Origin of the sequence: Corallococcus sp. CA054B (genome assembly GCF_003611625.1) — a bacterium.
In the GTDB taxonomy this organism is placed as follows: domain Bacteria; phylum Myxococcota; class Myxococcia; order Myxococcales; family Myxococcaceae; genus Corallococcus; species Corallococcus coralloides.
The window spans coordinates 43,837-65,784 of record NZ_RAVY01000028.1 but is presented as its reverse complement, the minus strand read 5'-3'; the positions used below and the strand labels follow the sequence as shown (position 1 = coordinate 65,784).

Here is a 21,948-nt window from a genome sequence, read left to right as displayed (position 1 = left end):
GCGCAAACCGGTGCTGCTCAAGCGCGGGCTGTCCGCCACGGTGCAGGAGTGGCTCAACGCGGCCGAGTACATCCTGGCGGGCGGCAACGAGCAGGTGATGCTCTGCGAGCGCGGCATCCGCACCTTCGAAACCGCCATGCGCAACACGCTGGACCTGGCCGCGGTGGCGTGGGCGAAGGAGCGCACGCACCTGCCGGTCATCGTGGATCCTTCGCACGCGACGGGCATCCCGTCGCTCATCGCTCCCATGTCGCTGGCGGCAGCGGCCTGCGGGGCGGATGGATTGTTGATTGAAGTCCACCCCCGGCCGGAGCAGGCGTTGTGCGACGGTCAGCAGGCGATGTCGCCCGGGGATTTCGCTACGTTGATGCAACGGCTGCCGGGCGTGCTTGCCGCGGTGGACCGTCACCTTTGGACGCCGGCGGGGCCGGCACAGATCGCGGGGGCGCGATGAGCACCGAAGTCCGTCAGATGTTCTCCTCCATCGCCACGCGTTACGACGTGACGAACGAAGTCCTCTCGCTCGGCATCCACCGGCTGTGGCGGCGCTCGGCGGTGAAGCTCAGCGGCGCGAAGGAAGGCAGCCACGTGCTGGACTGCGCGACCGGCACGGGCGACCTGGCGCTGGCGTTCAAGCGCAAGGTGGGCTCCACGGGCCGAGTGGTGGGCACGGACTTCTGCCCGGAGATGCTGGAGAGCGCGCCGGCCAAGGCGGCCAAGGCCGGCCTGGAGGTGGAGTTCCAGGTGCAGGACGCCATGGCGCTCACCCTGCCGGACAACACCTTCGACGTGGCGTCCATCTCCTTCGGCATCCGCAACGTGGATGATCCGGTGCAGTGCCTGAAGGAGATGGCGCGCGTGGTGCGCCCCGGCGGCCGCGTGGTGGTGCTGGAGTTCGGCCAGCCCACGGGCCCGTACGGCGCGCTGTTCCGCTTCTACAGCAAGACGGTGATGCCGGCGATTGGTGGCCTGCTCACGGGCAACCGCGCGGCGTACCAGTACCTGCCCCGCACCGCCGCGGCCTTCCCCGCCGGCGACCGCTTCCTCTCCTTGATGGACCAGGCCGGCGCCTACTCCGAGCGCGCCGCCCACCCCCTGCTGTTTGGAACCGCCTACGTCTATGTCGGCACCGTCCGTTGAGGCACGACGCCTCCTTGTCTCGCAAGTCGTCGCGTCGGTAGACCCCAGACTCCAGCAGGCGCTCCAGGGGGCCCTTTCGTCCCCGGGGCCCTGCCCCCGCCCCGTGGGCGCGCAGACCGTCGTCATCGCGGGCCACCGCGCGGCCGGCAAGACGCGCCTGCTGCCGCTCGTCTCGAAACTGCTCGGCCGTTCTGGCCTGGACCTGGACGCGGAGCTGGAGCGCCGGCATGGGCGCCCGCTCCGCACCTGGGTCGCGGAGTCCCCCACCACCTTCCGCGCCGCCGAGCGCGAGACGCTGGGCCTGCTGCCCCAAGGCAGCGTGGTGGCGGTGGGCGGCGGCTTCCTGTCGCACCATCCGGAAGCGCTCGCCGGGCACTTCACGCTCGTCGTCCCCGTCACCTTCGACACCTACCGCGAGCGGCTGATGGCGGACACCACTCGCCCGCGGCTGCGCACGGACGTGTCGCTGGAGGAAGAGCTCCACTCGCTGTTCCATGAACGCGAGGCGATGCACGCCCGTGTCCCCACCATCTCCCTGGCGGACTTCCTCCGGGGCTGTCTTGCCCAGGAGCCTGACTGATGGCCACCCGGCGCATCATCACCCTGCCCCCCACCCTCACCGGCGCGGACGCCGTGACCTTCGCGCGCGATGGCCTCAAGCGGGGCGCGGACGTCATCGAGGTGCGGACCGACCTGCATGCTCCCGGCGACATCGACCCGGAGGCGCTCGCCCGCGTGATGCCGCTGCTCGTCTCCGAGCGGGGCAAGCCGCTGCCCGCGCCGTGGATCCAGGCCGCGTGGCGCGTGGACCGCGACGTGGAGCGAGCGCAGGACATGGACGCGCCGCCGGGGAAGCTGCTCGCGTCGCACCACGCGGAAGGGCCGCTGACGACGGCGGAGGCGCTCAAGCGCTGGTCCCGCCCCATTCCGCCGGACGCGCTGGTGAAGCACGTGGAGCCCATGGACGGGCCCGCGCACCTGGACGTGCTGCTGGAAACACAGGCAGCGCTGTCCCAGCGCTTCGGCGCCGAGCGCGTCACCGTGCTGGGCATGGGCCCCGTCGCCATCCCGGCGCGCGCGGTGCTCTCGCGCAGGAACGGCCTGGAGTACGTGGCCATGGGCGGCCCGTGGACGGCGGCCCCGGGACAGCGCCTGCTGGACGACGTGGTGCGCGAACACCGCAAGGCGAAGGACCCGCACGCCTTGCGCCTGGGCATCCTGGGCACGGCCATTCCGCACTCGCGCTCACCGCGCATCCACCGCCAGCCGTTCGACCGCATCGACCTGGCCGAGGACGCGCCGGTGGAGGCGGTGGTGGACGCGATGCTGCCGCACTACGCGGGCTTCGCCGTGACGAGCCCGTTCAAGATGCGGCTCGCGAAGCACACGGGCTCATCCCTGGACGCCATCAACACGCTGGTGCGCCGGGGTTCGCGGTGGGAGTCCTTCAACACCGACACCGAAGGCGCCCGCGCGGTGCTGGAGCGCCTGGGCTCGAAGGACGTGGCGGTGCTGGGCGACGGCGGCTCCACGCAGGCCCTGCGGCTGGTGGCCGCTGAACACGGACTTGCCCTGCGGGTCGTGAAGCGCGCGGAGATTCAAGCCCCGCTGTCCGGGGATTGGGTCTGGACGTGGCCGGACCGCGTGGCCACCCCCGAAAACCTGAGATTCCAAGGGGCACGCGTGGCGGTGATCGCATACGGTGCGCCCGGCCGGCGCGTCGCCGCGGAGATCGTTCGCCGCGGGGGCACCCCTCTCCTGCTAGGTGCGGCGTGGTTCGTCGCCCAGGCCCGGCGGCAGCGACAACTCTGGGAAACGGCGACATGAATACTTTTGGAACCCTCTTCCGGTTGACCACCTTTGGCGAAAGCCATGGCCCCGCGCTGGGCTCCGTCATCGACGGCTGCCCCGCGGGCGTTCCGCTCACGCGCGAGATGATCCAGGCGGCCCTGGACCGCCGGCGTCCCGGGCAGTCCGCCCTGGTGACCCCGCGCAACGAGCCCGACACCGTCGAGATCCTCTCCGGCGTCTTCGAGGACAAGACGCTGGGCACGCCCATCGCGGCCATCGTGCGCAACGCGAACCAGCGCTCGCAGGACTACAACCAGCTGGCCAGCGTGGACCGGCCAGGCCATGCGGACGCCGTGTGGCGCGAGCGCTACAAGCACCGCGACCACCGGGGCGGCGGCCGCACCAGCGGACGTGAGACGCTCTGCCGCGTCATCGGCGGCGCCATCGCGGAGGCGTACCTCGCGCGCGACCTGCCTTCGATCAGCACCGTGGCCTACGTCTCCCAGGTAGGCGAGCTGGTCGCTCCCGTTCCGGCGCCGGGCCTCACCCGCGCCATGGTGGACGCGCACCCCACCCGCTGCCCGGATGAAGCCGTCCGTGAAGAGATGGCCCGTCAGATCCTCGCCGCGAAGGAGGCCGGGGACAGCCTGGGCGGCTCCATCGACGTGCGCGTGGAGGGCCTGCCCGTAGGCCTGGGCGAGCCCATCTTCGGCAAGCTCAAGGCGCTCATCGCGCAGGCGCTGGGCAGCATTGGCGCCGTCACCGGTGTCGTGTGGGGCCCGCCCGACCTGTTTCAGCGCATCGGCCAGCCCGGCACGAAGTTCCACGCCGTGAAGGACGCGTACGGCGGCATCCAGGGTGGGCTCGCCAACGGTGAGCCCATGCAGGTGCGCGCCTTCTTCAAGCCGCCCGCGACGCTGGCGGATCACGCCAAGGGCGGCCGTCACGACCCGTGCATCATGCCCCGCGCCGTCCCGGTGCTGGAGGCCATGGTGTCGCTCGTCATCGCCGACCTCGTCCAGCAACTCAACGCCCGCCCCCACTCCGCATGAGCCCGCTTCCTCCCGGTTCCTACCGCCCCCCCAACGATCGCTGGGGTTCCTTCACGAAGCTCGTCGCCAGGCTGCCCGAGGGCAGCGTCGCCGTGGTGGACCGCACCGTCGCGCGATTCCACCCCACGCTCATCCCCGCCATCGAGGCCCGCAAGCCGCGCGCCATCATCCAGCTGGTCGGCGGTGAGCGCGCCAAGAGCCTCAGCTCCCTCCAGAAGGTGCTCGCGGGCGGCATCACGCTGCCGCGCTCCGGCACGCTCGTCGCCGTGGGCGGTGGCACCGTGGGCGACGTGGCCACCGTGGCCGCGCACCTGCTCAAGCGCGGCGTGCGGCTGCTGCAGGTGCCCACCACGCTGCTCGCGGCGGTGGACAGCAGCCTGGGCGGCAAGGGCGCGGTGGACCTCGTCGTGCGCGGCCGCGTGGTGAAGAACCCCGCGGGCGTCTTCCACTACGCGGATGAGACGTGGCTGTGCCCGGAGCTGTACGCCACGCTGTCCGACGCGCAGGTGCGCGAGGGCTCCATCGAGGCGTGGAAGATGGTCGCGTCGCTGGATGCGTCCCTCTTCAAGCGCTACGTGCGCACGCCGCCGAAGCTGGAGAAGCTGGTGAAGGACGCGCGCGGCCTGAAGGAAGACGTCTGCGCGAAGGACCCGTACGAGCACCAGGGCCTGCGCCGCGTGCTCAACTTCGGCCACACCTTCGGCCACGTGCTGGAGAGCCTGTCGCGCTTCAAGCTGTCGCACGGCGACGCGGTGGGCCTGGGCATCCTCTGGGCCCTGGACGTGGGCCGGCACCTGGGCATCACCCCGGAGCCCGTGGCGCATGACGTGGAGCGCGCGCTGGCCCGGGGCCCGGGCGTGCTCGGCCGAGACCGCGCCGCGGAGATCGCCGGGCGCGCGCCGCTGAAGGACGTGGTCGCGCTGCTGGACGCCGACAAGAAGGCCGGCGCCAACGGCGAGCTGCGCATGGTGCTGCTCACCGCCGTGGGCACCGCCGAAGTCGTGGATGTGATGCCGAAGACGTGGCGGACCCTGTGGCCCGCCTGGACCCGTGGAGCCCGCCCTTGAGCCACGCCTCTCCGAACCGCCTCACCGTCGACCCGAGCGCCTTGAGCGCCTCACCGCTCACCCCGCCCGTGTCGAAGTCGGACGCCCAGCGAGCCCTGGTGTTGGGACACCTCACGGGCGCCTGGCCGCTGCCGTCGGTGCAGGCGGAATCGGACGAGGACCTTCCCGCCGACGTGCGCGTGCTGCGCCGGGGTGTGGAGGCCCTGCGCCTTCCCCCCGGTCCCGTGCGCGACGTGGACTGCGCGGACGGCGGCGCCCCCTTTCGCATCCTCGTCACGCAGGCCGCGGTGACGCCCGGCGCGCGCGTGCGCTTCACCGGCACGCCCCGCCTGGGTGAGCGCCCGCACGGCCCGCTCTTCACGTCGCTGAAGCAGGCCTTGGGCCCCGCGGGCCTGACGCTCACCGAAGGCACCCCGTGGCCGGTGGAGCTGCACGCCCCCCAGGACACCACGAAGCTCGCGCCGGTGTTCCGCGTGCCGGGCGCGCAAAGCAGCCAGTACGCCTCCAGCCTGCTGTTGGGCTGCGCGGAGCGCTTCCTCCGGGAGAAGCGCGCGTGGAGCGTGGAGATTGAAGGCACGCTCACCAGCGCCGGCTACATGGACCTCACGGTGGCGTGGCTGCGCCGCTTCGGCTTCACCGTGGAACAGTCCGAAGGTCACTATTCCGTCATGGGTTATCAGGCGCCCGAATCCGTCCCATCACTGCCGGGCGACTGGTCCTCGCTGGGCTACCTGGTGCTCATCGCCTGGCGCACGGGCGGCACGGTGGAGCGCGCGGAGCCCCAGAGCGCCCACCCGGACCAGGCGATCCTCCGGCTGGCCGCTGAAGTGGGCTTGAAGATGCTCCCGTCGGGCGCGCCCAACACGTGGCGTTTCGAGGGTGAAGCCACGGGCGAGCTGCGCGCGACGGGCAAGGAGTGCCCGGACCTGCTGCCCACGCTGGCGGCGCTCGCGTGCGTGCTACCCCGGCCCACCACGCTCAGCGACGTGGGCATCCTGCGGGTCAAGGAGAGCGACCGGCTGGAGGGCATCCGCACGTTGGTGTCTGCCTACGGTGGCACCACGGAACTGTCGGCCGGAGCCGACAGTGAGACGCTCCGCATCCTCCCGCCGAAGGTGAAGCCCGCGCGCTTCGCCATGGACAGCCGGGGTGACCACCGCCTGGCGATGTCAGCGGCCACCCTGTGTGTGCTGTCCGGGGTGCCTCTGGATCTGACGGGGCCGGAGTGCGTGGAGAAGAGCTTCCCGGGCTTCTGGCGGCAGCTCGCGCGGGCCGGCGTCCGCTATTCCTGAGCGGCAGCGCGGACCGGAAACTTCGCCTCTAAGACTTATCGTTCTTTTTTGTTGAAAGCGTCCGCCGCCCTGTGAAATCTCCGCCCATGCCCAAGGACACGCTGACCGTCACCGACAATCGGACCGGGAAGACGTACGAGATCCCGATCGAGAACGGCTGTATCCGCACCCCCGACCTGCGCCAGATCAAGACCGGCAGCGATGACTTCGGTCTGATGGGTTACGACCCCGCGTTCCTGAACACGGCGAATTGTAAGAGCGCCATCACCTTCATCGACGGCGACAAGGGCATCCTCGAGTACCGCGGGTACCCCATCGAGCAGCTCGCGGAGAAGTCCTCCTTCCTGGAGGTGGCCTACCTGCTGCTGAAGGGCGAGCTGCCCACGCAGAAGGAGCTGGAGAACTTCACGTTCAACGTGACCCACCACACGCTGGTGCACGAGAACATCAAGTCCTTCATCGACGGGTTCCGCTACGACGCGCACCCCATGGCGATGCTGGGCTCCACGGTGGCGGCGCTGTCCGCGTTCTACCCGGACGCGAAGAACATCAAGGACGCGCGCAGCCGTGAGATCCAGATCACGCGCCTCATCGCGAAGATGCCCACCCTGGCCGCGTTCTCGTACCGCCACGCCATGGGCCTGCCGTTCGTCTACCCGGACAACGACCTGTCCTACGTCGCCAACTTCCTGGCGATGATCAAGCGCATCGGCACGAGCGCCTTCAAGGTGCACCCCACGCTGGAGAAGGCGCTGGACGTGCTCTTCATCCTGCACGCGGACCACGAGCAGAACTGCTCCACCACGTCCGTGCGCACGGTGGGCTCCTCGCAGGTGGACCCCTACTCCGCGGTCGCCGCGGGCGTGGGCGCGCTCTACGGCCCGCTGCACGGCGGCGCCAACGAGGCGGTCCTCCGCATGCTCCGCGAGATTGGCAGCAAGGCCAACATCCCGGAGTTCATCAAGCAGGTGAAGGGCGGCGAGGGCGAGAAGAAGCTCATGGGCTTCGGCCACCGCGTCTACAAGTCCTACGACCCGCGCGCGAAGGTCATCAAGCGCGTGGCGGACGAGGTCTTCGACGTGACGGGCAAGAACCCGCTGCTGGAGATCGCGCTCGAACTGGAGCGCATCGCGCTCGAGGACGAGTACTTCGTGAAGCGCAAGCTGTACCCGAACGTCGACTTCTACTCGGGCCTCATCTACGAGGCGATGGGCTTCCAGGCGGAGATGTTCCCCGTGCTGTTCGCCATCCCCCGCACGGTGGGCTGGTGCGCGCAGTGGGAGGAGATGGTGACGGACAACGAGCAGAAGATCGCCCGTCCCCGTCAGGTCTTCACCGGCGCCGCGCGCCGCGACTACGTGGCGCAGGACAAGCGCAAGTAGCCACCGGCTGTCACGGCCGCTGAAGCACGAAGGGGCGTAGGACTCGAAGCTCGGGTCCTCCGCCCCTTTCGCTTTCGCGGGGCCCTACCCGTGAGCCGCGGCGCCCCCCGGCTCGCTGTAGAGCGCTTCGATGACGTCCGCGTACTTCTGCTCCACCACCTTGCGGCGCATCTTCATGCTGGGCGTGAGCTCTCCGCCGTCAATGGAGAACTCCCCCGGCAGCACGCGGAAGCGCTTGATGGTCTCGAAGCGCGACAGCTTCGGGTTCACCTCCCGCTCGAACGCTTCCTGCAGGTGTTGCTGGAGCCGCGCGTCCCTCGCCAGTGTGGCCACGTCCTCCGGCCAGCCCTTCTCCCGCGCCAGCTTCCGCACCCGGTCCGGCTCCAGCGTCACCAGCGCCACCAGGTAGTTGCGCCTGTCCCCCACCACCAGCGCGTGCCCCACGGGGGACACGGCCTTGAGCAGCTCTTCGATATTGGCCGGGGACGTCTTCTTGCCGCCGGAGGTGACGATGATCTCCTTCTTGCGCCCGGTGATGCGCAGGAAGCCCTCGGAATCCAGCTGCCCCACGTCACCCGTGTGCAGCCACCCATCCGCCAAGAGCTCCTGCGTGGCCTCCGGGTTGCGGTGGTAGCCCAGACACACGTTGCCGCCCTGGACGAGGATCTCCCCGTCCTCCGCGATGCGCACCTCCACGCCCAGCATGGGGCGGCCCACCGTGCCCAGCCGGGCGCACTCGGCGGTGCTCACCGTGGCGGGGCCGGACACCTCCGTCATGCCCCAGACCTCCAGCAGGACGACGTCGATGGAGGCGAAGAAGTCCAGCACGTCCCGGCCAATGGGCGCCGCGGAGGTGGCGAACAACCTCGCCTTCTCCAGGCCGATGCGCGTCTTCAACGGCTGGAACACCAGCCGCTGGGCCAGCGCGAACTTGGCCTCCATGAACGACGGGACGCGCTCCTGGCTCAGCACGCGCGTGTTGCGCTCCAGCGCCGTGGCGCGGGCCCACTCCACCAGCCGGCGCTTCAGGGGTGGCTGCGCGGCAAGGCCCTCTTCCGCCTTCGTCTTGAACTTCTCCCAGACCCGCGGCACCGCGAAGAAGATGGTGGGGCGCACCTCCGTGAGGTTCTTTCCCAGGGTGTCCAGCGAGTCCGCGAAGTACACCTGCGTGCCCAGGAGCAGCGGGCTGTGCAGGGAGACGATCTGCTCCGCGATGTGTGACAGCGGCAGGTACGACACCAGCCGGTCGTCCTCCATGTCCCGGAAGCCCATGGTGTCGCTCAGCTGCCTGGACGTCCAGGCGAGGTTGCGGTGGCTCAAGGCCACGCCCTTGGGCTGGCCGGTGGTACCGGAGGTGTAGATGAGCGTGGCCAGCGCGTCCGGGTGGAGCGCGTGGACGCCGTCCCAGTACGGGGCTTCATCCGTCTTGGCGCCGGAGGCCAGCACGTCCGCGTAGCGCAGCACGCCCTCGGGCAGCGGCGTGGGCGCGTCCACCACGATGAGGTGCTTGAGCGCGGGCAGCCGCTTCTGGACCTCCAGACCGGTGGCCAGGTGCTTCGCGTTCTCCACCAGGAGGAAGCGCGCCTCGCAGTGGCCCAGGATGTAGACGAGCTGATCCACGCTGCTGGTGGTGTAGAGCCCCACCGGGATGCCGCCCAGGGCCATGGCCCCCAGGTCCGCGACGTGCCACGCCTCGCGGTTGAAGCTCAGGATGCCCAGCGGGTCGCCGTCCCGGAACCCCAGCGCGTACAGCCCCAGGGCGAAGCGCTTGACGCGCTGGGCGTAGTCGAACCACGAGGTGGGGACATAGGCGCCTCCATGGCGGGACCAGAGCGCCGGGCGGTGTTCCAGCCGCGCGGCCTGGTCATGGAGCGCATGCAGCATCGTCTTGGGCAGGTCCATCTGGCGAAACGTAGTGGAAGCTCCCCGCCCGTTCCACGTCCCCCCGTCTCAGGCGTTGACAGCATGTTCACCGGCTTTGTATGCCGCGCCCGACCATGAGCATCGACTTCACCTGCCAGAAGTGCGAGGCCAGCTTCGAGTTGGAAGCCCAGGACCTCATCGAGGGGACGGAAAAGATTGTCTGTCCCCACTGCGACGCGAAGGCGCCCGCCAACCTCTCCGAGGACTTCGTCGCCGCGCTCACGGAGATGCGCGCGCAGATCGCCACCCTGAGCAAGAAGTTCGCGGTGACGATGACGCTCGAAGCCGAGGAGCTCGAGGACGAGCTCGACGACGAGGACGAAGACGACGAGGAGTCCGACGAGGACGAGCTCGACGACGAGGACGAAGACGACGAGGAGTCCGAGGACGACGAGGACTACGACGACGAGGAAACCGAGGACGACCGCTAGTCGCCTCGCGCCCCTTCTTCCCGGCTGCCCGCCCGCCCTCCAACCGGGTGGGCCAGGGCCCGGGGGCCGCTCGCGACGGCGGAGGGGCGGTGCCCTCCCGGTGAAGGGAGAGGTGCGTAGCTTAGGGATGTGAAAACGTCCAACCGCGCCAACTTCTTCGTCGCTCCGTTCACGGCCGTGGTGCTGGCGCTGGGGGGAGCGTTGTTCCTTCCCGCGTTCGGGATCCCCGGCGCCATCGCCGCCTCCGACAAGGCGGAAGGGAAAAAAGAGAAGCCCTGCGTCACCGAGAAGGGCAGCGACCCCAAGGCCTGTTCGGAGCTGGTGGAGCTGGAGGTGAAGGACGTGGTGCCCTTGATGGAGGCGCAGACGCACGCCGTCGTGCTGACCACCAAGGACGGGGAGACGGTGCTCCCCCTGTTCGTGGACGAGGGCGCGGCGGTCTCCATCGCCTTCCGCCTCGCGGAGCGTCCGCCTCCGCAGCCCCTGTCCCAGGACCTGCTGGACGACGTGGTGAACAAGCTGGGTGGCAAGGTCACGGAGGTCCGCATCGACGACCTGCGTGACAACGTCTACTCCGGCCGCGTCTTCCTCCAGCAGGGCAAGAAGGAGCTGGCGCTGGACGCGCGGCCTTCGGACTCCATCGCCATGGCCATGCACAGCCAGGCCCGCATCCGCGTGACGCGCAAGGTGCTGACCCTGGCGGGCATCACCCGCGCGGAGATTGAGGCCCTCCAGAAGCAGCAGGACCTGGGCGTGGGCGGCAGCGGCGGCCTGGGTGAGGAGGACATGGGTCCCCTGCCTCCGCCGCCTCCCATGGGCCCCAGCGCTGGCCACCCGAAGCCTCCCTCGGAGGACATCGGCATGGACCACGCCACGACGCCGCTGATGGAGCCCATGGGCAAGGGCCAGGAGATCGACCTCTAGCCGTCCGCGAAGAAGGCCCGCCCTGGAACGATGAAAGCCCGGCCCCCCCTCCCAAGGTAGCCGGGCTTTCTTCGTCTCAAGCGTCTGAGAGCCACGAATGGCGTGCGCCGGCTCGCGGTAACTTTCCGCCCAGCGCGTGAAGCGAAGAGTTAGTCCTTCGGGCGCAAGCCTGTCAAGACGCCCACCCCGTTGGCGCTAGGATGGGCGGTTCTATGCGCAAGGCGAAGATCATCTGCACGCTGGGTCCGGCTTCGGACTCCAAGGAAGTCATCGAGGGACTGGTGAAGGCGGGCATGAACGTGGCCCGGCTCAACTTCTCTCACGGGACGCACGACGAGCACCGCCAGCGCGTCCAGCGCATCCGCGCGGTGTCGAAGAAGCTGGGCGTGCCGGTGGCCATCCTCCAGGACGTCCAGGGCCCCAAGGTGCGCCTGGGGCGCTTCGAGGGCGGCCAGCTGATGGTCACGGCCGGCGACACGGTGACGGTGACGACGCGCGCGGTGCAGGGCCAGGGGAAGATCATCCCCACCCCGGTGCGCACGCTGCCCCGGGACGTGGAGAAGGGCCACGAGGTGCTGCTGGATGACGGCCGGGTGCGCCTGCGGGTGCTGAAGGTGAGCGGCCAGGACGTGTCCTGCCGCGTGGAGGTGGGCGGGCTGCTCAAGGACCACAAGGGGCTCAACCTGCCCGGCACGGCCATGTCGGTGCCCACGCTGACGGAGAAGGACAAGGTGGACCTGGCGTTCGGCCAGGAGGTGGGCGTGGACTACGTGGCGCTGTCCTTCGTGCGCTCCGCCCAGGACGTGCGCCAGGCGCGGGCGCTGGTGGCGAAGGGCAAGACGCCCATCATCTCCAAGATTGAGAAGCCCCAGGCGGTGGAGAACCTGGACGCCATCGCCAGGGAGTCGGACGGGGTGATGGTGGCCCGCGGCGATCTGGGCGTGGAGCTGCCGCTGGAGCAGCTGCCGGCCATCCAGAAGCGCACCGTGCGCGAGGTCAACCGCATGGGCGGCATCGTCATCGTCGCCACGGAGATGCTGGAGAGCATGGTGCTCAACGCCCGGCCCACGCGCGCGGAGGTGTCGGACGTGGCCAACGCCATCCTCGACGGCGCGGACGCGGTGATGCTCTCCGGCGAGACGGCCGCCGGCCGCTACCCCGTGGACGCGGTGGCCACCATGGCGCGCATCGTGGAGGAGACGGAGCGCACCGGCCTCATCACCCTGCCCCACTCTCCCTTCGAGCGCTCGGAGGACCTGGGCACCGGCGTCGCCGCGGCGGCGGTGGCCGCGTCCCGGCAGCTCAACATCAAGACCATCATCGCGTACACGGAGAGCGGCCACTCCGCGCGGCTCATCTCCGAGTTCCGGCCCGGCGGACGCATCCTCGGCCTGACGCCCAACGCGGACACGGTGAACCGGATGGCGCTGTACTGGGGCGTGACGGGCCACCTGGTGAAGCGCGTCAGCAGCACGGAGGCCATGCTCAAGCAGGTGCGCCGGCTCTGTCAGGAGCTGCGCTTCTGCGAACCCGGCGCCCCCTTCATCCTGGTGGCCGGCGTGCCGCTCAACGTGCCGGGCAACACCAACATGATGAGCATCCACCGCATCTGAAGACAGCCCGCGGTGGAGGCTCGGGGGCAGAAGGCCTACAGGACCTTCTGCTCGAAGTCGTAGAGCTTCTCCACGGACAGCTGGCGGTAGCGCTCCACGTTGAGGGCCCGGCGGGCGCACTCCCACACCAGGTCCTTGGCGGGGCGCTCCGGCTCCTTCTTCTTGCGGCGCTTCACCTCGGCCTTGATGGCCTTGAGGGCCAGCGCCGGGTGGTAGCAGAAGGCGGAGGAGAACAGCAGGTGGCCGCCGAAGGGCACCAGCCGCGCCTCCAGCACGTCCCCTGACTCCAGGCCCGCGATGTGGCGGCGCTCCGTCACGTCGAAGTCCTTGCCGGAGAAGAGCTCGCGCAGGCGCACCATGCCCTTGCCCAGCTTGCGCACCTCGAAGAGGCCGTGGACCGTCTCCGTGAAGCTGCGGAAGGCGTTGGCCTCCTCGGGCGGCGCGGACTTCTGGCGCTCTTCGTACAGCTCCGCGGCCGGCGTCTTGCCCGTGAGCGGCGAGACGCGGTCGTAGAGGTAGTAGTCCAGGAACGACGCCATCCGCAGCTCGAAGAGCTTGTCGTCCTCGAAGACTTCACCGGTGAGGCGGAAGTACTCCGCCTTGGCCTCCAGGAGGTCCGGCTTGCGCGCCTCCGAGCTGCCGAAGGCGATGAGCTGGTCCAGGTACGGCTGGTACGACAACGGGGTCAGCGCGGTGTCCATGGCCGTTGCGAGCTTTCTTCCTACGAACCCGCCATCAGCGTCGCGAAGCGGCTGAACAGGTAGCGCGCGTCGTGAGGGCCGGGCGAAGCCTCGGGGTGGTACTGCACGCTGAAGGCCCGCGCGTCCGGAACGGCCAGGCCCTCCACCGTGCCGTCATTCAGGTTGATGTGCGTGACGACGGCCTTGCCCTTGAGGCTGGCGTCGTCCACCGCGAAGCCGTGGTTCTGCGCGGTGATCTCCACCTTGCCCGTGGTGAGGTCCTTCACGGGCTGGTTGCCGCCGCGGTGGCCGAACTTCATCTTGTACGTCCGGCCGCCCAGGGCCAGCGCCATGATCTGATGCCCCAGGCAGATGCCGAACACCGGCACCTTGCCCAGGAGCGCCGCCACCGTGCGGTCCGCGCCCTTCACCGCGGCCGGGTCGCCCGGGCCGTTGGCCAGGAAGACGCCGTGCGGCTTCTTCGCCAGCACCTGCTCCGCCGTGAAGTGCGACGGCACCACCGTCACGCGGCAGCCCACGTCCACCAGGTACTGGAGCATGGAGCGCTTGAGGCCGTAGTCGTACGCGATGACGTCGTACTTCAGCTCCGGCTCCGGGCGCTTGTCCCCGGGGGCCAGGAACACGTCCGGCGACGGCGTGGTGAAGACGTAGGGCTCCTTGCAGGACACGCCCGTGGCCAGGTCCAGGCCCTCCATGCCCACGGCGGTGCGCGCGCGCTCGGACAGGGCGGCGGCGGACACGTTCTCCGTGGAGATGATGCCCGTCTGCGCGCCGTGCGTGCGCAGGTGGCGCACCAGCCGGCGGGTGTCCACGCCTTCGATGCCCACGCGCCCGTGGCGCGCGAGGTACGCGTCCAGCGTCTCCTGCGAGCGCCAGTTGGAGGGCGTCTTCGTCAGCGAGCGCACCACCATGCCCACCGCGTGCGGCAGCCCCGCCTCTTCATCCGCCGCGTTCGCCCCGATGTTGCCCATCTCCGGGTACGCCATCGTGACGATCTGCCCCACGTACGAGGGATCCGTGAGGATCTCCTGGTAGCCGTACATGGACGTGTTGAAAACCACCTCGCCCACCGTCTCGCCGGAAGCGCCAAAGGCGCGTCCCTCGAACGTGGTGCCATCCGCCAGTGCGAGCACCGCCCGCTTCGTCATCACCGCGACTCCTTGAGCTGACCGTCCTCGAACACACACCGGCCGCCCACCCACGTCTGCGTCACGCGGCCCTTCAGCGTGCGCCCGTGGAAGGGCGTGTTGCGACTGCGGGAATAGAACCGGTGGGCATCCACCGTCCACTCCTCCGAAGGAGACAAAAGAGTGATGTCCGCCGGGGCACCAGGCGCCAGGTGACCGCCCGGCAGGCCGAATACCCTCGCCGGCCCGTCCGACAAGAGCTCCACCGCCCGGCGCGGGGTGAGCACGCCCTCGTGCACCAGCGCCAGCGTGAGCCCCAGGGCCGTCTCCAGCCCGACGATGCCGTTGATGCCCTTCTCGAACTCCACCAGCTTGTCGGACACGCCGTGCGGCGCGTGGTCCGTGGCGATGGCGTCCACCGTGCCGTCCACCAGCGCCTCGCGCAGCGCCTTCACGTCCACGTCGCTGCGCAAGGGCGGCGCCATCTTCGCGTGGGTGTCGTAGTCCCCCACCGCCCGGTCATCCAGGGTGAAGTGGTGCGGCGCCACCTCGCAGGTGACGCGCAGGCCGCGCTGCTTGGCCTCGCGAATGAGCCGCACGCTGCCCTCGCAGGACACGTGCGCCACGTGCAGCCGCCCCTTCGTCTCCTCCAGGAGCACCAGGTCGCGCGCCACCATGGCCACCTCCGCGGAGGACGGAATCCCGCGCAGGCCCAGCCGCGTGGACGTGGCGCCCTCGTGCATGGCGCCGCCGGCGGACAGGGTGAGGTCCTCCTCGTGCACCATCACCGGCACGTCGAACTGGGTGGCGTACTGGAGCACCCGGCGCATCAGGCCCGCGTTCATCACCGGGCGGCCATCGTCGGTGAGGGCCACGCAGCCGGCGCCAATCAGCTCGCCTGCTTCCGACAGCTCCTCGCCCTTGAGCCCCTTGGTGATGGCGCCCGCCGGGTACACGTGGCACAGGCCCGCGTCCCGAGCGCGCGACAGCACCAGCTCCGTGACGAGCGCGCTGTCGTTCACCACCTTGGTGTTGGGCATGGCGACGACGCCGGTGAAGCCGCCCGCCACCGCCGCGCGGCAGCCGGTGAGGACCGTCTCCTTGCCCTCTTCTCCCGGCTCGCGCAGGTGCACGTGCAGGTCGATGAAGCCCGGCACCAGCCACTTGTCCGTGGCGTCCACCACCCGCGCGTCCTTCGGCGCGGGCAGCGGGGCCTCCGACACCTGGGCCACCCGGCCGTCCGTCACGAGCACGTCGCGAACGCCGTCCACGCCATTGCGCGGGTCGATGACGCGCGCCCGCTGGAATAGCACTGGGGTCATGATGCGCACGCCTCCAGGATGGCCCGGCGCACCGCGACGCCGTTGGCCACCTGCTCCAGGATGACGCTGCGAGGCCCGTCCGCCACCACCGGCGACAGCTCCACGCCGCGGTTGATGGGGCCCGGGTGCAGCACGAGGGCGTCCGGCTTCATCCGCTCCGCGCGGGCGGGCGTGATACCGAACAGCCGCGAGTACTCCCGCTGGGACGGCAGGAAGGCTTCCGACATGCGCTCCGTCTGCAGCCTCAGGCACATCACCGCGTCCGCCTGGGGCAGCACGGCGTCCAGCTGATGCGTCACCTCTCCGCCCATCTCCTCCAGCCCTGGCGGCAGGAGGGTGGGCGGACCGCAGAGCACGACCCGGGCCCCCAGCGCCTTCAGGCACAGGAGATTGGAGCGCGCCACGCGGCTGTGCAGCACGTCGCCGACGATGAGCACCGTGCGCCCGTCCAGGCGGCCCCAGCGCTGGCGCAGGGTGAAGGCGTCCAGCAGGGCCTGGGACGGGTGCTCATGCGCGCCGTCGCCCGCGTTCACCACCGCGCACCTCACGTGCCGGGCCACGAGCCCCGGCGCGCCGGAGGAGCGGTGGCGGATGACGATGACCGCCGGCCCCATGGCTTCGATGTTGCGCGCGGTGTCCAGGAGCGTCTCCCCCTTGGACACGGAGGAGCCCGCGTAGCTCCAGTTGAGGACGTCCGCGCCCAGCTTCCGCGCGGCCACCTCGAAGGAGGAGCGCGTCCGGGTGGAGTCCTCGAAGAAGAGGTTCGCCACGACGCGGCCCCGCAGTACGTGCGAGGCATCCGGTCCGCCGGGCAGGTGTGCCTGGGCGCGGTCGAGCAGCGCTTCCAGCTCGTCCCGCCGCCAGCCTGCGATTCCGAGAAGATGTCTCATGGGCCGGGGCCGCCGCGTACCGCGCGCCGCACGTTGCGTCAAGCACGGCGCGTGGTGGCCGTCCGGCCAGCGTCCGTCAGCGCACCGGTTCGAAGAAGCGGTCCACCCGCAGGCCCGTGCCGCCAAACAGGTTGCCCAGCAGGCCGCCCCAGCCGAGCGACAGCCAGACGACCATGGCCTTGCCCTTGATGTGGCCGTAGGGCACGTAGGCGACCTCGGCGCCGCCCGGGCCGCCCAGGTTGTAGCGGCTGTCCGCGCTGTTGTCCCGGTTGTCGCCCATCACGAAGACGCTGTTGGCGGGCACCGTGTAGGGGCCCTCGTGCTCGCGGCCCGGCAGGCGCATGGGGTGCTGGAGCGACGAGTGCACCACGTCGCCCAGGGTCTCCCGGTAGAGCACCTCTTCCTGGTCGAACCAGCGGCCCGTCAGGTCGTCCTGGTTGTGCACCACGAAGTCCGGCGTCACCAGCGTGCGCGGCTGCGGCTCGCCGTTGATCCGCACCACCCCGTCGACGATCTCCACCGTGTCGCCGGGGATGCCGATGACGCGCTTGATGAAGTCCTTGGACTCGTCCACCGGGTTGTTGAAGACGATGACGTCCCCGCGCTTCGGCTCGCGCACGATGCGGAACGGGACGAAGTTCGTGTACGGGATGCGCACCCCGTAGATGAACTTGTTCACAAAGACCTGATCGCCAATCTGCAGCGTGGGCAGCATGGAGCCGGACGGGATGCGGTACGGCTCGATGAGCACCGTGCGGATGACCACCGCGATGAGCAGCGCCTTGCCGAAGCCGCCCAGGAAGTCCCACACGGACTGCTTGCGGTACGCGCCCAGATGCTCCTGGGTGAGCTTCTCCAGCGCCTGCGTCTCCGTGCGCAGCAGCTCCGGGTTGCCCGCCACGGACGCGGACTCCACGCGCAGGGCCTGCTCGGTCAGCTTCTCCGCCACGGCCGGGGTCACCTTCGTCCCCAGGCGCGCGAGGATGCGCTCGTCCTCGGAGATGAGCTCGTGCGCCTCATGGCGCAGCGTGCGCAAGAGCGACTCCTTCCTGGAGGCGCTGCGCCACACCAGCAGCCCGAAGAAGGCCACCACCATCAGCAGGCCGAAGCCCTTCATCAGGGGCTGGGCCCAGGACGCGGTGCCGGGCGCCATCTCAATCAGCGTGACGTACGGGAGGAACGCCAGGCCCACGCCGCACAGCGGGGCCCAGAGGCTGGTGAGCAGCTCGCGCCACATGAGCTGGCGGCGGGCCTTGAGCTGCTCGGGGGTGCGGCGCGCGGCCATGGCCGCTCCCAGCTTCATGGAAGGACTGGCCGTGCTCATGGGGCTTACTGCTCCGTCTTGAGGACCGCGAGGAAGGCTTCCTGCGGAATCTCCACCGTGCCCACCTGCTTCATGCGCTTCTTGCCCTCCTTCTGCTTCTCCAGGAGCTTGCGCTTGCGGCTGATGTCGCCGCCGTAGCACTTGGCAAGGACGTTCTTGCGCATGGCGGAGATCGTCTCGCGGGAGATGATCTTCGCGCCGATGGCGGCCTGGATGGCCACCTCGTACATCTGCTTGGGAATCACTTCCTTGAGCTTCTCGCAGACCTCGCGGCCGCGCAGGTACGCGCGCTCGCGGTGCACGATGACGGAGAGCGCGTCCACCGGCTCCCCGTTGATGAGGATGTCCAGCTTGGCCAGGTCCGCCTCCGCGTAGGCGGACAGCTCGTAGTCCAGGCTCGCGTAGCCGCGCGACACGCTCTTCAGCCGGTCGAAGAAGTCGAACACGACTTCCGCCATGGGCATCTCGTACGTCACCTGCACGCGGGTGCCGCTGGAGCCCAGGTACTTCATGTCCTTCTGCACGCCACGCCGGTCCTGGCACAGCTTCAGGATGGCGCCCAGGTGCTCGTTGGGCACGTGGATGTGACAGGTGAGGATGGGCTCCTCGAACTTCTCGATGTTCTGCGTGGGCGGCAGCTTCGCCGGGTTGTCCACCAGCAGCGTCTCACCCTTGCTGGTGGTGATCCGGTAGACCACCGACGGCGCCGTGGTGATCAGGTTGAGGTTGTACTCGCGCTCCAGGCGCTCCTGGACGATCTCCATGTGGAGCAGGCCCAGGTAGCCGCAGCGGAAGCCGAACCCCAGCGCCGTGGACGACTCCGGCTCGTAGGTGAAGGCGGAGTCGTTCAGCGTCAGCTTCGCCAGCGCGTCGCGCAGGTTCTCGTAGTCCGCGGAGTCCACCGGGAAGATGCCGGAGAACACCATCGGCTTCACTTCCTTGAAGCCCGGGAAAGGCGCCTCCGTGGGGCGTGCCTCCTCCGTCACGGTGTCGCCGACCTTCGCGTCCTGCAGCTCCTTCACGTTGGCGACGAGCACGCCCACCTCGCCCGCCATCAGCTGCTGCACCGGGCGCGAGAACGGGCTGAACACGCCCAACTCCTGCACCTCGAAGACCTTGTTGTTGCTGAACATCTTGATCTTCTGCTTCAGCTTCAGCGTGCCTTCCAGCACGCGCACCAGCGTCACCACGCCCCGGTAGTTGTCGTACCAGGAGTCGAAGACGAGCGCCTTGAGCGGCGCGGTCGGCGAACCCGTGGGCGGCGGCACGCGCTTCACCACCGACTCCAGGATGTCGTGGATGCCGAGCCCCTCCTTCGCGGAGGCCGGCACCGCGACGGACGCGTCGATGCCGATGACGTCCTCAATCTCCCCGCGCGTGCGGTCCACGTCCGCGGAGGGCAGGTCGATCTTGTTGATGACCGGGATGATTTCCAGGTTGTGGTCCAACGCCATGTAGACGTTGGCGAGCGTCTGCGCCTCCACGCCCTGCGTCGCGTCCACGACGAGCAGCGCGCCCTCGCACGCGGCGAGGCTGCGGCTCACCTCGTAGGCGAAGTCCACGTGTCCCGGCGTGTCGATGAGGTTGAGGACGTAGTTCTGGCCGTCCTTGGCGGTGTACGTCATCCGCACGGACTGGGCCTTGATGGTGATGCCCCGCTCTCGCTCGATGTCCATGTTGTCGAGGAACTGGGCCTGCGCCTCACGCTTGGTCAGCGTGCCTGTCTTCTCCAGGAGGCGGTCGGCCAGCGTCGACTTTCCATGGTCGATGTGGGCGATGATGCAGAAGTTGCGGATGTGCGCGTTTTCAGCCGGCATGGTCAGGGCGCTCGTCGGTCGCGAAGCGGGCGTAGGTAACACCGAACCGCCTGAAAATCCACGACCGGCGCACACCTGCCCGCCGGGCACTCCACCCACCTGACGCCCGGCATTCCCTTTGATGCGCCCCCCGGCACCAGGGCCGGAGGGACCTGGGCGGCGACTCAGCCCCGGACGCGGACGGGCCCCGCGACCTGGTCGCGGAAGAACTGGATCGTGTGGCGCAGGCCCTCCGCCAGCTGCACGGTCGGCTCCCAGCCCAGCACCTTCTTCGCGTGCGCCGCGTCGATGCAGGAGCGCAGCTGCTCGCCCGGCTTGCCCGGCGCGTGCGCGGCCTTCAGCGAGCTGCCGCCGGCCTGCGCGATGAGCTCGTAGAGCCGGTTGATGTCCGTCTCCACGCCGGTGCCGATGTTCGCGGCGCCCACGTAGTCGCTCTGGAAGGCCAGGTAGTTGGCGCGGGCCACGTCCGGACCGAAGACGAAGTCACGCGTCTGCTTGCCCTCGCCGAAGATGGTGCAGCCCTGCCCCGCGATGACGCGCTGGCTGAAGATGGCCACCACGCCCGCCTCGCCATGCGGGTTCTGCCGCGGGCCGTACACGTTGGCGTACCGCAGGGCGACGTACGGCAGGCCGTACTGCGCGCGGTAGTAGCCCAGGTACAGCTCGCCCGCCGCCTTGGAGACGCCGTAGGGCGACACCGGCCGCTGGGGGTGGTCCTCCCGGGCCGGGAAGTAGTCCTGCTCGCCGTAGATGGCGCCGCCGGTGGAGCTGAAGATGACCTTCTTCACGCCGGATTGGCGCGCGGCCTCCAGCAGGTTCGTCATGCCGCGGATGTTCACGTCCGCGTCGAAGCCGGGGTCCTCCACGCTGCGGCGCACGTCCATCTGGGCGGCCAGGTGACAGAGAACCTGGGGCTTCTCCGTGCGGATGAGCTCCGCGGCTTCCGGGCTCCGGATGTCGTGCACAGCCAGCCGCACGCGCGGATCCAGGTTCTCCTTCTTGCCGCTCGACAGGTTGTCCAGCGCGATGACCTCATGGCCATTGCGGAGGAACTCATCGCACACGTGCGAGCCGATGAAGCCCGCGCCGCCCGTTACCAGGACTTTCACGCCGTTCTCCCCAGGCCCGGCCGCCACGGGCCCGGGCCGTCTACCTCGCGTTCACTCGCGCGCGGCCAACCTAAGTCCCAGAGGGACGAGCGGCAACCTCTCGGAAGTAGGCGATGGTGTCCCGCAAACCATCCTCCAGCTTCACCTTGGGCTCCCACCCCAGCAGCGTGCGCGCGCGGGTGATGTCCGGCTGACGCTGCTTCGGATCATCCTTGGGCAGCGGGTGGTAGACGATCTGCCTACCTCCACCGGCCGCCTCACGCACGGCCTCCGCGAACTGCTTGATGGTCATCTCGCGCGGGTTGCCGATGTTCACCGGGCCCCGGACGTCCGACAGCACCAGCCGCACCAGGCCGTCCACCAGGTCCTTCACGTAGCAGAACGAGCGCGTCTGGCTGCCGTCCCCGAAGACGCTGAAGTCCTCGCCCTTGAGCGCCTGGCCCACGAAGGCGGGCACCACGCGGCCGTCGTTGAGGCGCATGCGCGGGCCGTAGGTGTTGAAGATGCGCACGATGCGGACGTTCACGCCCCGGCTGCGCTCGTACGCGGCGCTGATGGCCTCCGAGTAGCGCTTGGCCTCGTCGTACACCGAGCGGGGCCCGATGGGATTCACGTTGCCCCAGTAATCCTCCTTCTGGGGGTGCACCAGCGGGTCGCCGTACACTTCCGACGTGGAGGCCATGAGGAACACGGCCTTCTTCTTCTCCGCCAGCTTCAGCGCGTTCTCCGTGCCGATGGAGCCCACGCGCAGCGTCTCGATGGGGAGGTTCGCGTAGTCGATGGGCGACGCGGGCGAGGCCAGGTTGAGGACGAAGTCCACCGGGCCGTCCACCTCCAGCCCCTCGGTGATGTCCTGGTTCACGAACTGGAAGCCCGCGCGCGGCTTGAGCGTGCGGACATTCGCCTCATTGCCCGTGATGAGGTTGTCCACCGCGAGGACGGACTCCGCGCCGTCATCCAGCAGCCGCTCACACAGGTGCGAGCCCACGAATCCGGCCCCACCCAGCACCACCGCCCGCTTGCCACGCATGCTCGTCACGTCA

19 protein-coding genes and 1 pseudogene are annotated in these 21,948 nt (G+C 69.5%); 11 read left to right on the top strand and 9 right to left on the bottom strand.

Features of this window, described 5'->3' with window-relative positions:
* From D7V80_RS10150 to D7V80_RS10115, 8 genes and pseudogenes are all read left to right on the top strand, one after another.
* Positions 1-454 (top strand): annotated as a pseudogene (locus D7V80_RS10150) (3-deoxy-7-phosphoheptulonate synthase); the annotation flags it as partial.
* The gene (gene ubiE / locus D7V80_RS10145; RefSeq protein WP_014397323.1) at positions 451-1,140 is read left to right on the top strand and encodes a bifunctional demethylmenaquinone methyltransferase/2-methoxy-6-polyprenyl-1,4-benzoquinol methylase UbiE; all 690 of its coding nucleotides are present in this window, start codon (positions 451-453) and stop codon (positions 1,138-1,140) included. The pseudogene D7V80_RS10150 and the gene ubiE, both read left to right, overlap by 4 nt.
* Positions 1,141-1,243: 103 nt before the next feature.
* On the top strand, positions 1,244-1,720 hold the full coding sequence (locus tag D7V80_RS10140) for a shikimate kinase (RefSeq protein WP_233585241.1): 477 nt from the start codon (positions 1,244-1,246) through the stop codon (positions 1,718-1,720).
* Positions 1,720-2,967, top strand: coding sequence for a shikimate dehydrogenase (locus D7V80_RS10135; protein WP_370452478.1), 1,248 nt, complete (start codon positions 1,720-1,722; stop codon positions 2,965-2,967). The genes D7V80_RS10140 and D7V80_RS10135 overlap by 1 nt, the downstream gene beginning before the upstream one ends.
* Entirely contained in the window at positions 2,964-3,983 is a 1,020-nt protein-coding gene (gene aroC / locus D7V80_RS10130; RefSeq protein WP_120587953.1) for a chorismate synthase, read from the top strand. Before D7V80_RS10135 ends, aroC begins: the two co-directional genes overlap by 4 nt.
* Positions 3,980-5,050, top strand: coding sequence for a 3-dehydroquinate synthase family protein (locus tag D7V80_RS10125; RefSeq protein WP_120587952.1), 1,071 nt, complete (start codon positions 3,980-3,982; stop codon positions 5,048-5,050). The genes aroC and D7V80_RS10125 overlap by 4 nt, the downstream gene beginning before the upstream one ends.
* The gene (locus tag D7V80_RS10120) at positions 5,047-6,342 is read left to right on the top strand and encodes a 3-phosphoshikimate 1-carboxyvinyltransferase (RefSeq protein WP_120587959.1); all 1,296 of its coding nucleotides are present in this window, start codon (positions 5,047-5,049) and stop codon (positions 6,340-6,342) included. Before D7V80_RS10125 ends, D7V80_RS10120 begins: the two co-directional genes overlap by 4 nt.
* Positions 6,343-6,428: 86 nt before the next feature.
* Entirely contained in the window at positions 6,429-7,724 is a 1,296-nt protein-coding gene (locus D7V80_RS10115; RefSeq protein WP_014397329.1) for a citrate synthase, read from the top strand.
* A gap of 84 nt (positions 7,725-7,808) precedes the next feature.
* Here the strand turns inward: D7V80_RS10115 and D7V80_RS10110 are convergent, their stop codons facing one another.
* Positions 7,809-9,626, bottom strand: a complete 1,818-nt coding sequence (locus tag D7V80_RS10110; protein ID WP_199738479.1) for a long-chain fatty acid--CoA ligase — start codon at positions 9,624-9,626, stop codon at positions 7,809-7,811.
* Positions 9,627-9,721: 95 nt separating this feature from the next.
* On the opposite strand from D7V80_RS10110, the gene D7V80_RS10105 reads away from it, so the two are divergent.
* From D7V80_RS10105 to pyk, 3 genes are all read left to right on the top strand, one after another.
* The gene (locus D7V80_RS10105) at positions 9,722-10,078 is read left to right on the top strand and encodes a hypothetical protein (protein ID WP_233585240.1); all 357 of its coding nucleotides are present in this window, start codon (positions 9,722-9,724) and stop codon (positions 10,076-10,078) included.
* 129 nt (positions 10,079-10,207) lie between these two features.
* Complete coding sequence (locus D7V80_RS10100; protein WP_014397332.1) at positions 10,208-11,002, top strand: bifunctional nuclease family protein; 795 nt, start codon at positions 10,208-10,210, stop codon at positions 11,000-11,002.
* Between the two features lie 212 nt (positions 11,003-11,214).
* A complete protein-coding gene (gene pyk / locus D7V80_RS10095; protein WP_120587950.1) occupies positions 11,215-12,615 on the top strand; it encodes a pyruvate kinase in 1,401 nt (466 codons plus the stop codon).
* Between the two features lie 35 nt (positions 12,616-12,650).
* On the opposite strand, the gene D7V80_RS10090 is transcribed toward pyk, so the two are convergent.
* The 8 genes from D7V80_RS10090 to D7V80_RS10055 all read right to left on the bottom strand — a co-directional run bounded on the left by D7V80_RS10090 (position 12,651) and on the right by D7V80_RS10055 (position 21,935).
* The gene (locus D7V80_RS10090; RefSeq protein WP_120587949.1) at positions 12,651-13,316 is read right to left on the bottom strand and encodes a hypothetical protein; all 666 of its coding nucleotides are present in this window, start codon (positions 13,314-13,316) and stop codon (positions 12,651-12,653) included.
* A gap of 20 nt (positions 13,317-13,336) precedes the next feature.
* Positions 13,337-14,464 (bottom strand): glutamine-hydrolyzing carbamoyl-phosphate synthase small subunit, encoded by a 1,128-nt coding sequence (carA, locus tag D7V80_RS10085; protein WP_120587948.1) that lies wholly within the window; start codon positions 14,462-14,464, stop codon positions 13,337-13,339.
* The gene (locus D7V80_RS10080) at positions 14,464-15,765 is read right to left on the bottom strand and encodes a dihydroorotase (protein ID WP_199738477.1); all 1,302 of its coding nucleotides are present in this window, start codon (positions 15,763-15,765) and stop codon (positions 14,464-14,466) included. The genes carA and D7V80_RS10080 overlap by 1 nt, the downstream gene beginning before the upstream one ends.
* Entirely contained in the window at positions 15,762-16,655 is an 894-nt protein-coding gene (locus D7V80_RS10075; RefSeq protein WP_120587947.1) for an aspartate carbamoyltransferase catalytic subunit, read from the bottom strand. The genes D7V80_RS10080 and D7V80_RS10075 overlap by 4 nt, the downstream gene beginning before the upstream one ends.
* Positions 16,656-16,731: 76 nt before the next feature.
* The gene (lepB, locus tag D7V80_RS10070) at positions 16,732-17,979 is read right to left on the bottom strand and encodes a signal peptidase I (protein ID WP_120587946.1); all 1,248 of its coding nucleotides are present in this window, start codon (positions 17,977-17,979) and stop codon (positions 16,732-16,734) included.
* 5 nt (positions 17,980-17,984) lie between these two features.
* Complete coding sequence (gene lepA / locus D7V80_RS10065) at positions 17,985-19,796, bottom strand: translation elongation factor 4 (RefSeq protein ID WP_120587945.1); 1,812 nt, start codon at positions 19,794-19,796, stop codon at positions 17,985-17,987.
* Positions 19,797-19,960: 164 nt separating this feature from the next.
* Positions 19,961-20,905, bottom strand: a complete 945-nt coding sequence (locus D7V80_RS10060) for an NAD-dependent epimerase/dehydratase family protein (RefSeq protein WP_120587944.1) — start codon at positions 20,903-20,905, stop codon at positions 19,961-19,963.
* A 70-nt stretch (positions 20,906-20,975) separates the two neighbouring features.
* A complete protein-coding gene (locus tag D7V80_RS10055) occupies positions 20,976-21,935 on the bottom strand; it encodes a UDP-glucuronic acid decarboxylase family protein (RefSeq protein WP_014397341.1) in 960 nt (319 codons plus the stop codon).
* Positions 21,936-21,948: the final 13 nt, after the last annotated feature.

What these genes read in the sequence shown, in the direction of transcription:
- ubiE (WP_014397323.1), top strand. Translation starts at nt 451, where the DNA reads ATGAGCACCGAAGTCCGTCAGATGTTCTCCTCCATCGCCACGCGTTAC.
- D7V80_RS10080 (WP_199738477.1), bottom strand. Translation starts at nt 15,765, where the DNA reads ATGACCCCAGTGCTATTCCAGCGGGCGCGCGTCATCGACCCGCGCAAT.
- lepB (WP_120587946.1), bottom strand. Translation starts at nt 17,979, where the DNA reads ATGAGCACGGCCAGTCCTTCCATGAAGCTGGGAGCGGCCATGGCCGCG.
- D7V80_RS10125 (WP_120587952.1), top strand. Translation starts at nt 3,980, where the DNA reads ATGAGCCCGCTTCCTCCCGGTTCCTACCGCCCCCCCAACGATCGCTGG.
- D7V80_RS10110 (WP_199738479.1), bottom strand. Translation starts at nt 9,626, where the DNA reads ATGGACCTGCCCAAGACGATGCTGCATGCGCTCCATGACCAGGCCGCG.
- D7V80_RS10115 (WP_014397329.1), top strand. Translation starts at nt 6,429, where the DNA reads ATGCCCAAGGACACGCTGACCGTCACCGACAATCGGACCGGGAAGACG.
- D7V80_RS10135 (WP_370452478.1), top strand. Translation starts at nt 1,720, where the DNA reads ATGGCCACCCGGCGCATCATCACCCTGCCCCCCACCCTCACCGGCGCG.
- D7V80_RS10075 (WP_120587947.1), bottom strand. Translation starts at nt 16,655, where the DNA reads ATGAGACATCTTCTCGGAATCGCAGGCTGGCGGCGGGACGAGCTGGAA.
- pyk (WP_120587950.1), top strand. Translation starts at nt 11,215, where the DNA reads ATGCGCAAGGCGAAGATCATCTGCACGCTGGGTCCGGCTTCGGACTCC.
- D7V80_RS10090 (WP_120587949.1), bottom strand. Translation starts at nt 13,316, where the DNA reads ATGGACACCGCGCTGACCCCGTTGTCGTACCAGCCGTACCTGGACCAG.
- aroC (WP_120587953.1), top strand. Translation starts at nt 2,964, where the DNA reads ATGAATACTTTTGGAACCCTCTTCCGGTTGACCACCTTTGGCGAAAGC.
- D7V80_RS10055 (WP_014397341.1), bottom strand. Translation starts at nt 21,935, where the DNA reads ATGCGTGGCAAGCGGGCGGTGGTGCTGGGTGGGGCCGGATTCGTGGGC.
- lepA (WP_120587945.1), bottom strand. Translation starts at nt 19,796, where the DNA reads ATGCCGGCTGAAAACGCGCACATCCGCAACTTCTGCATCATCGCCCAC.
- D7V80_RS10105 (WP_233585240.1), top strand. Translation starts at nt 9,722, where the DNA reads ATGAGCATCGACTTCACCTGCCAGAAGTGCGAGGCCAGCTTCGAGTTG.
- carA (WP_120587948.1), bottom strand. Translation starts at nt 14,464, where the DNA reads ATGACGAAGCGGGCGGTGCTCGCACTGGCGGATGGCACCACGTTCGAG.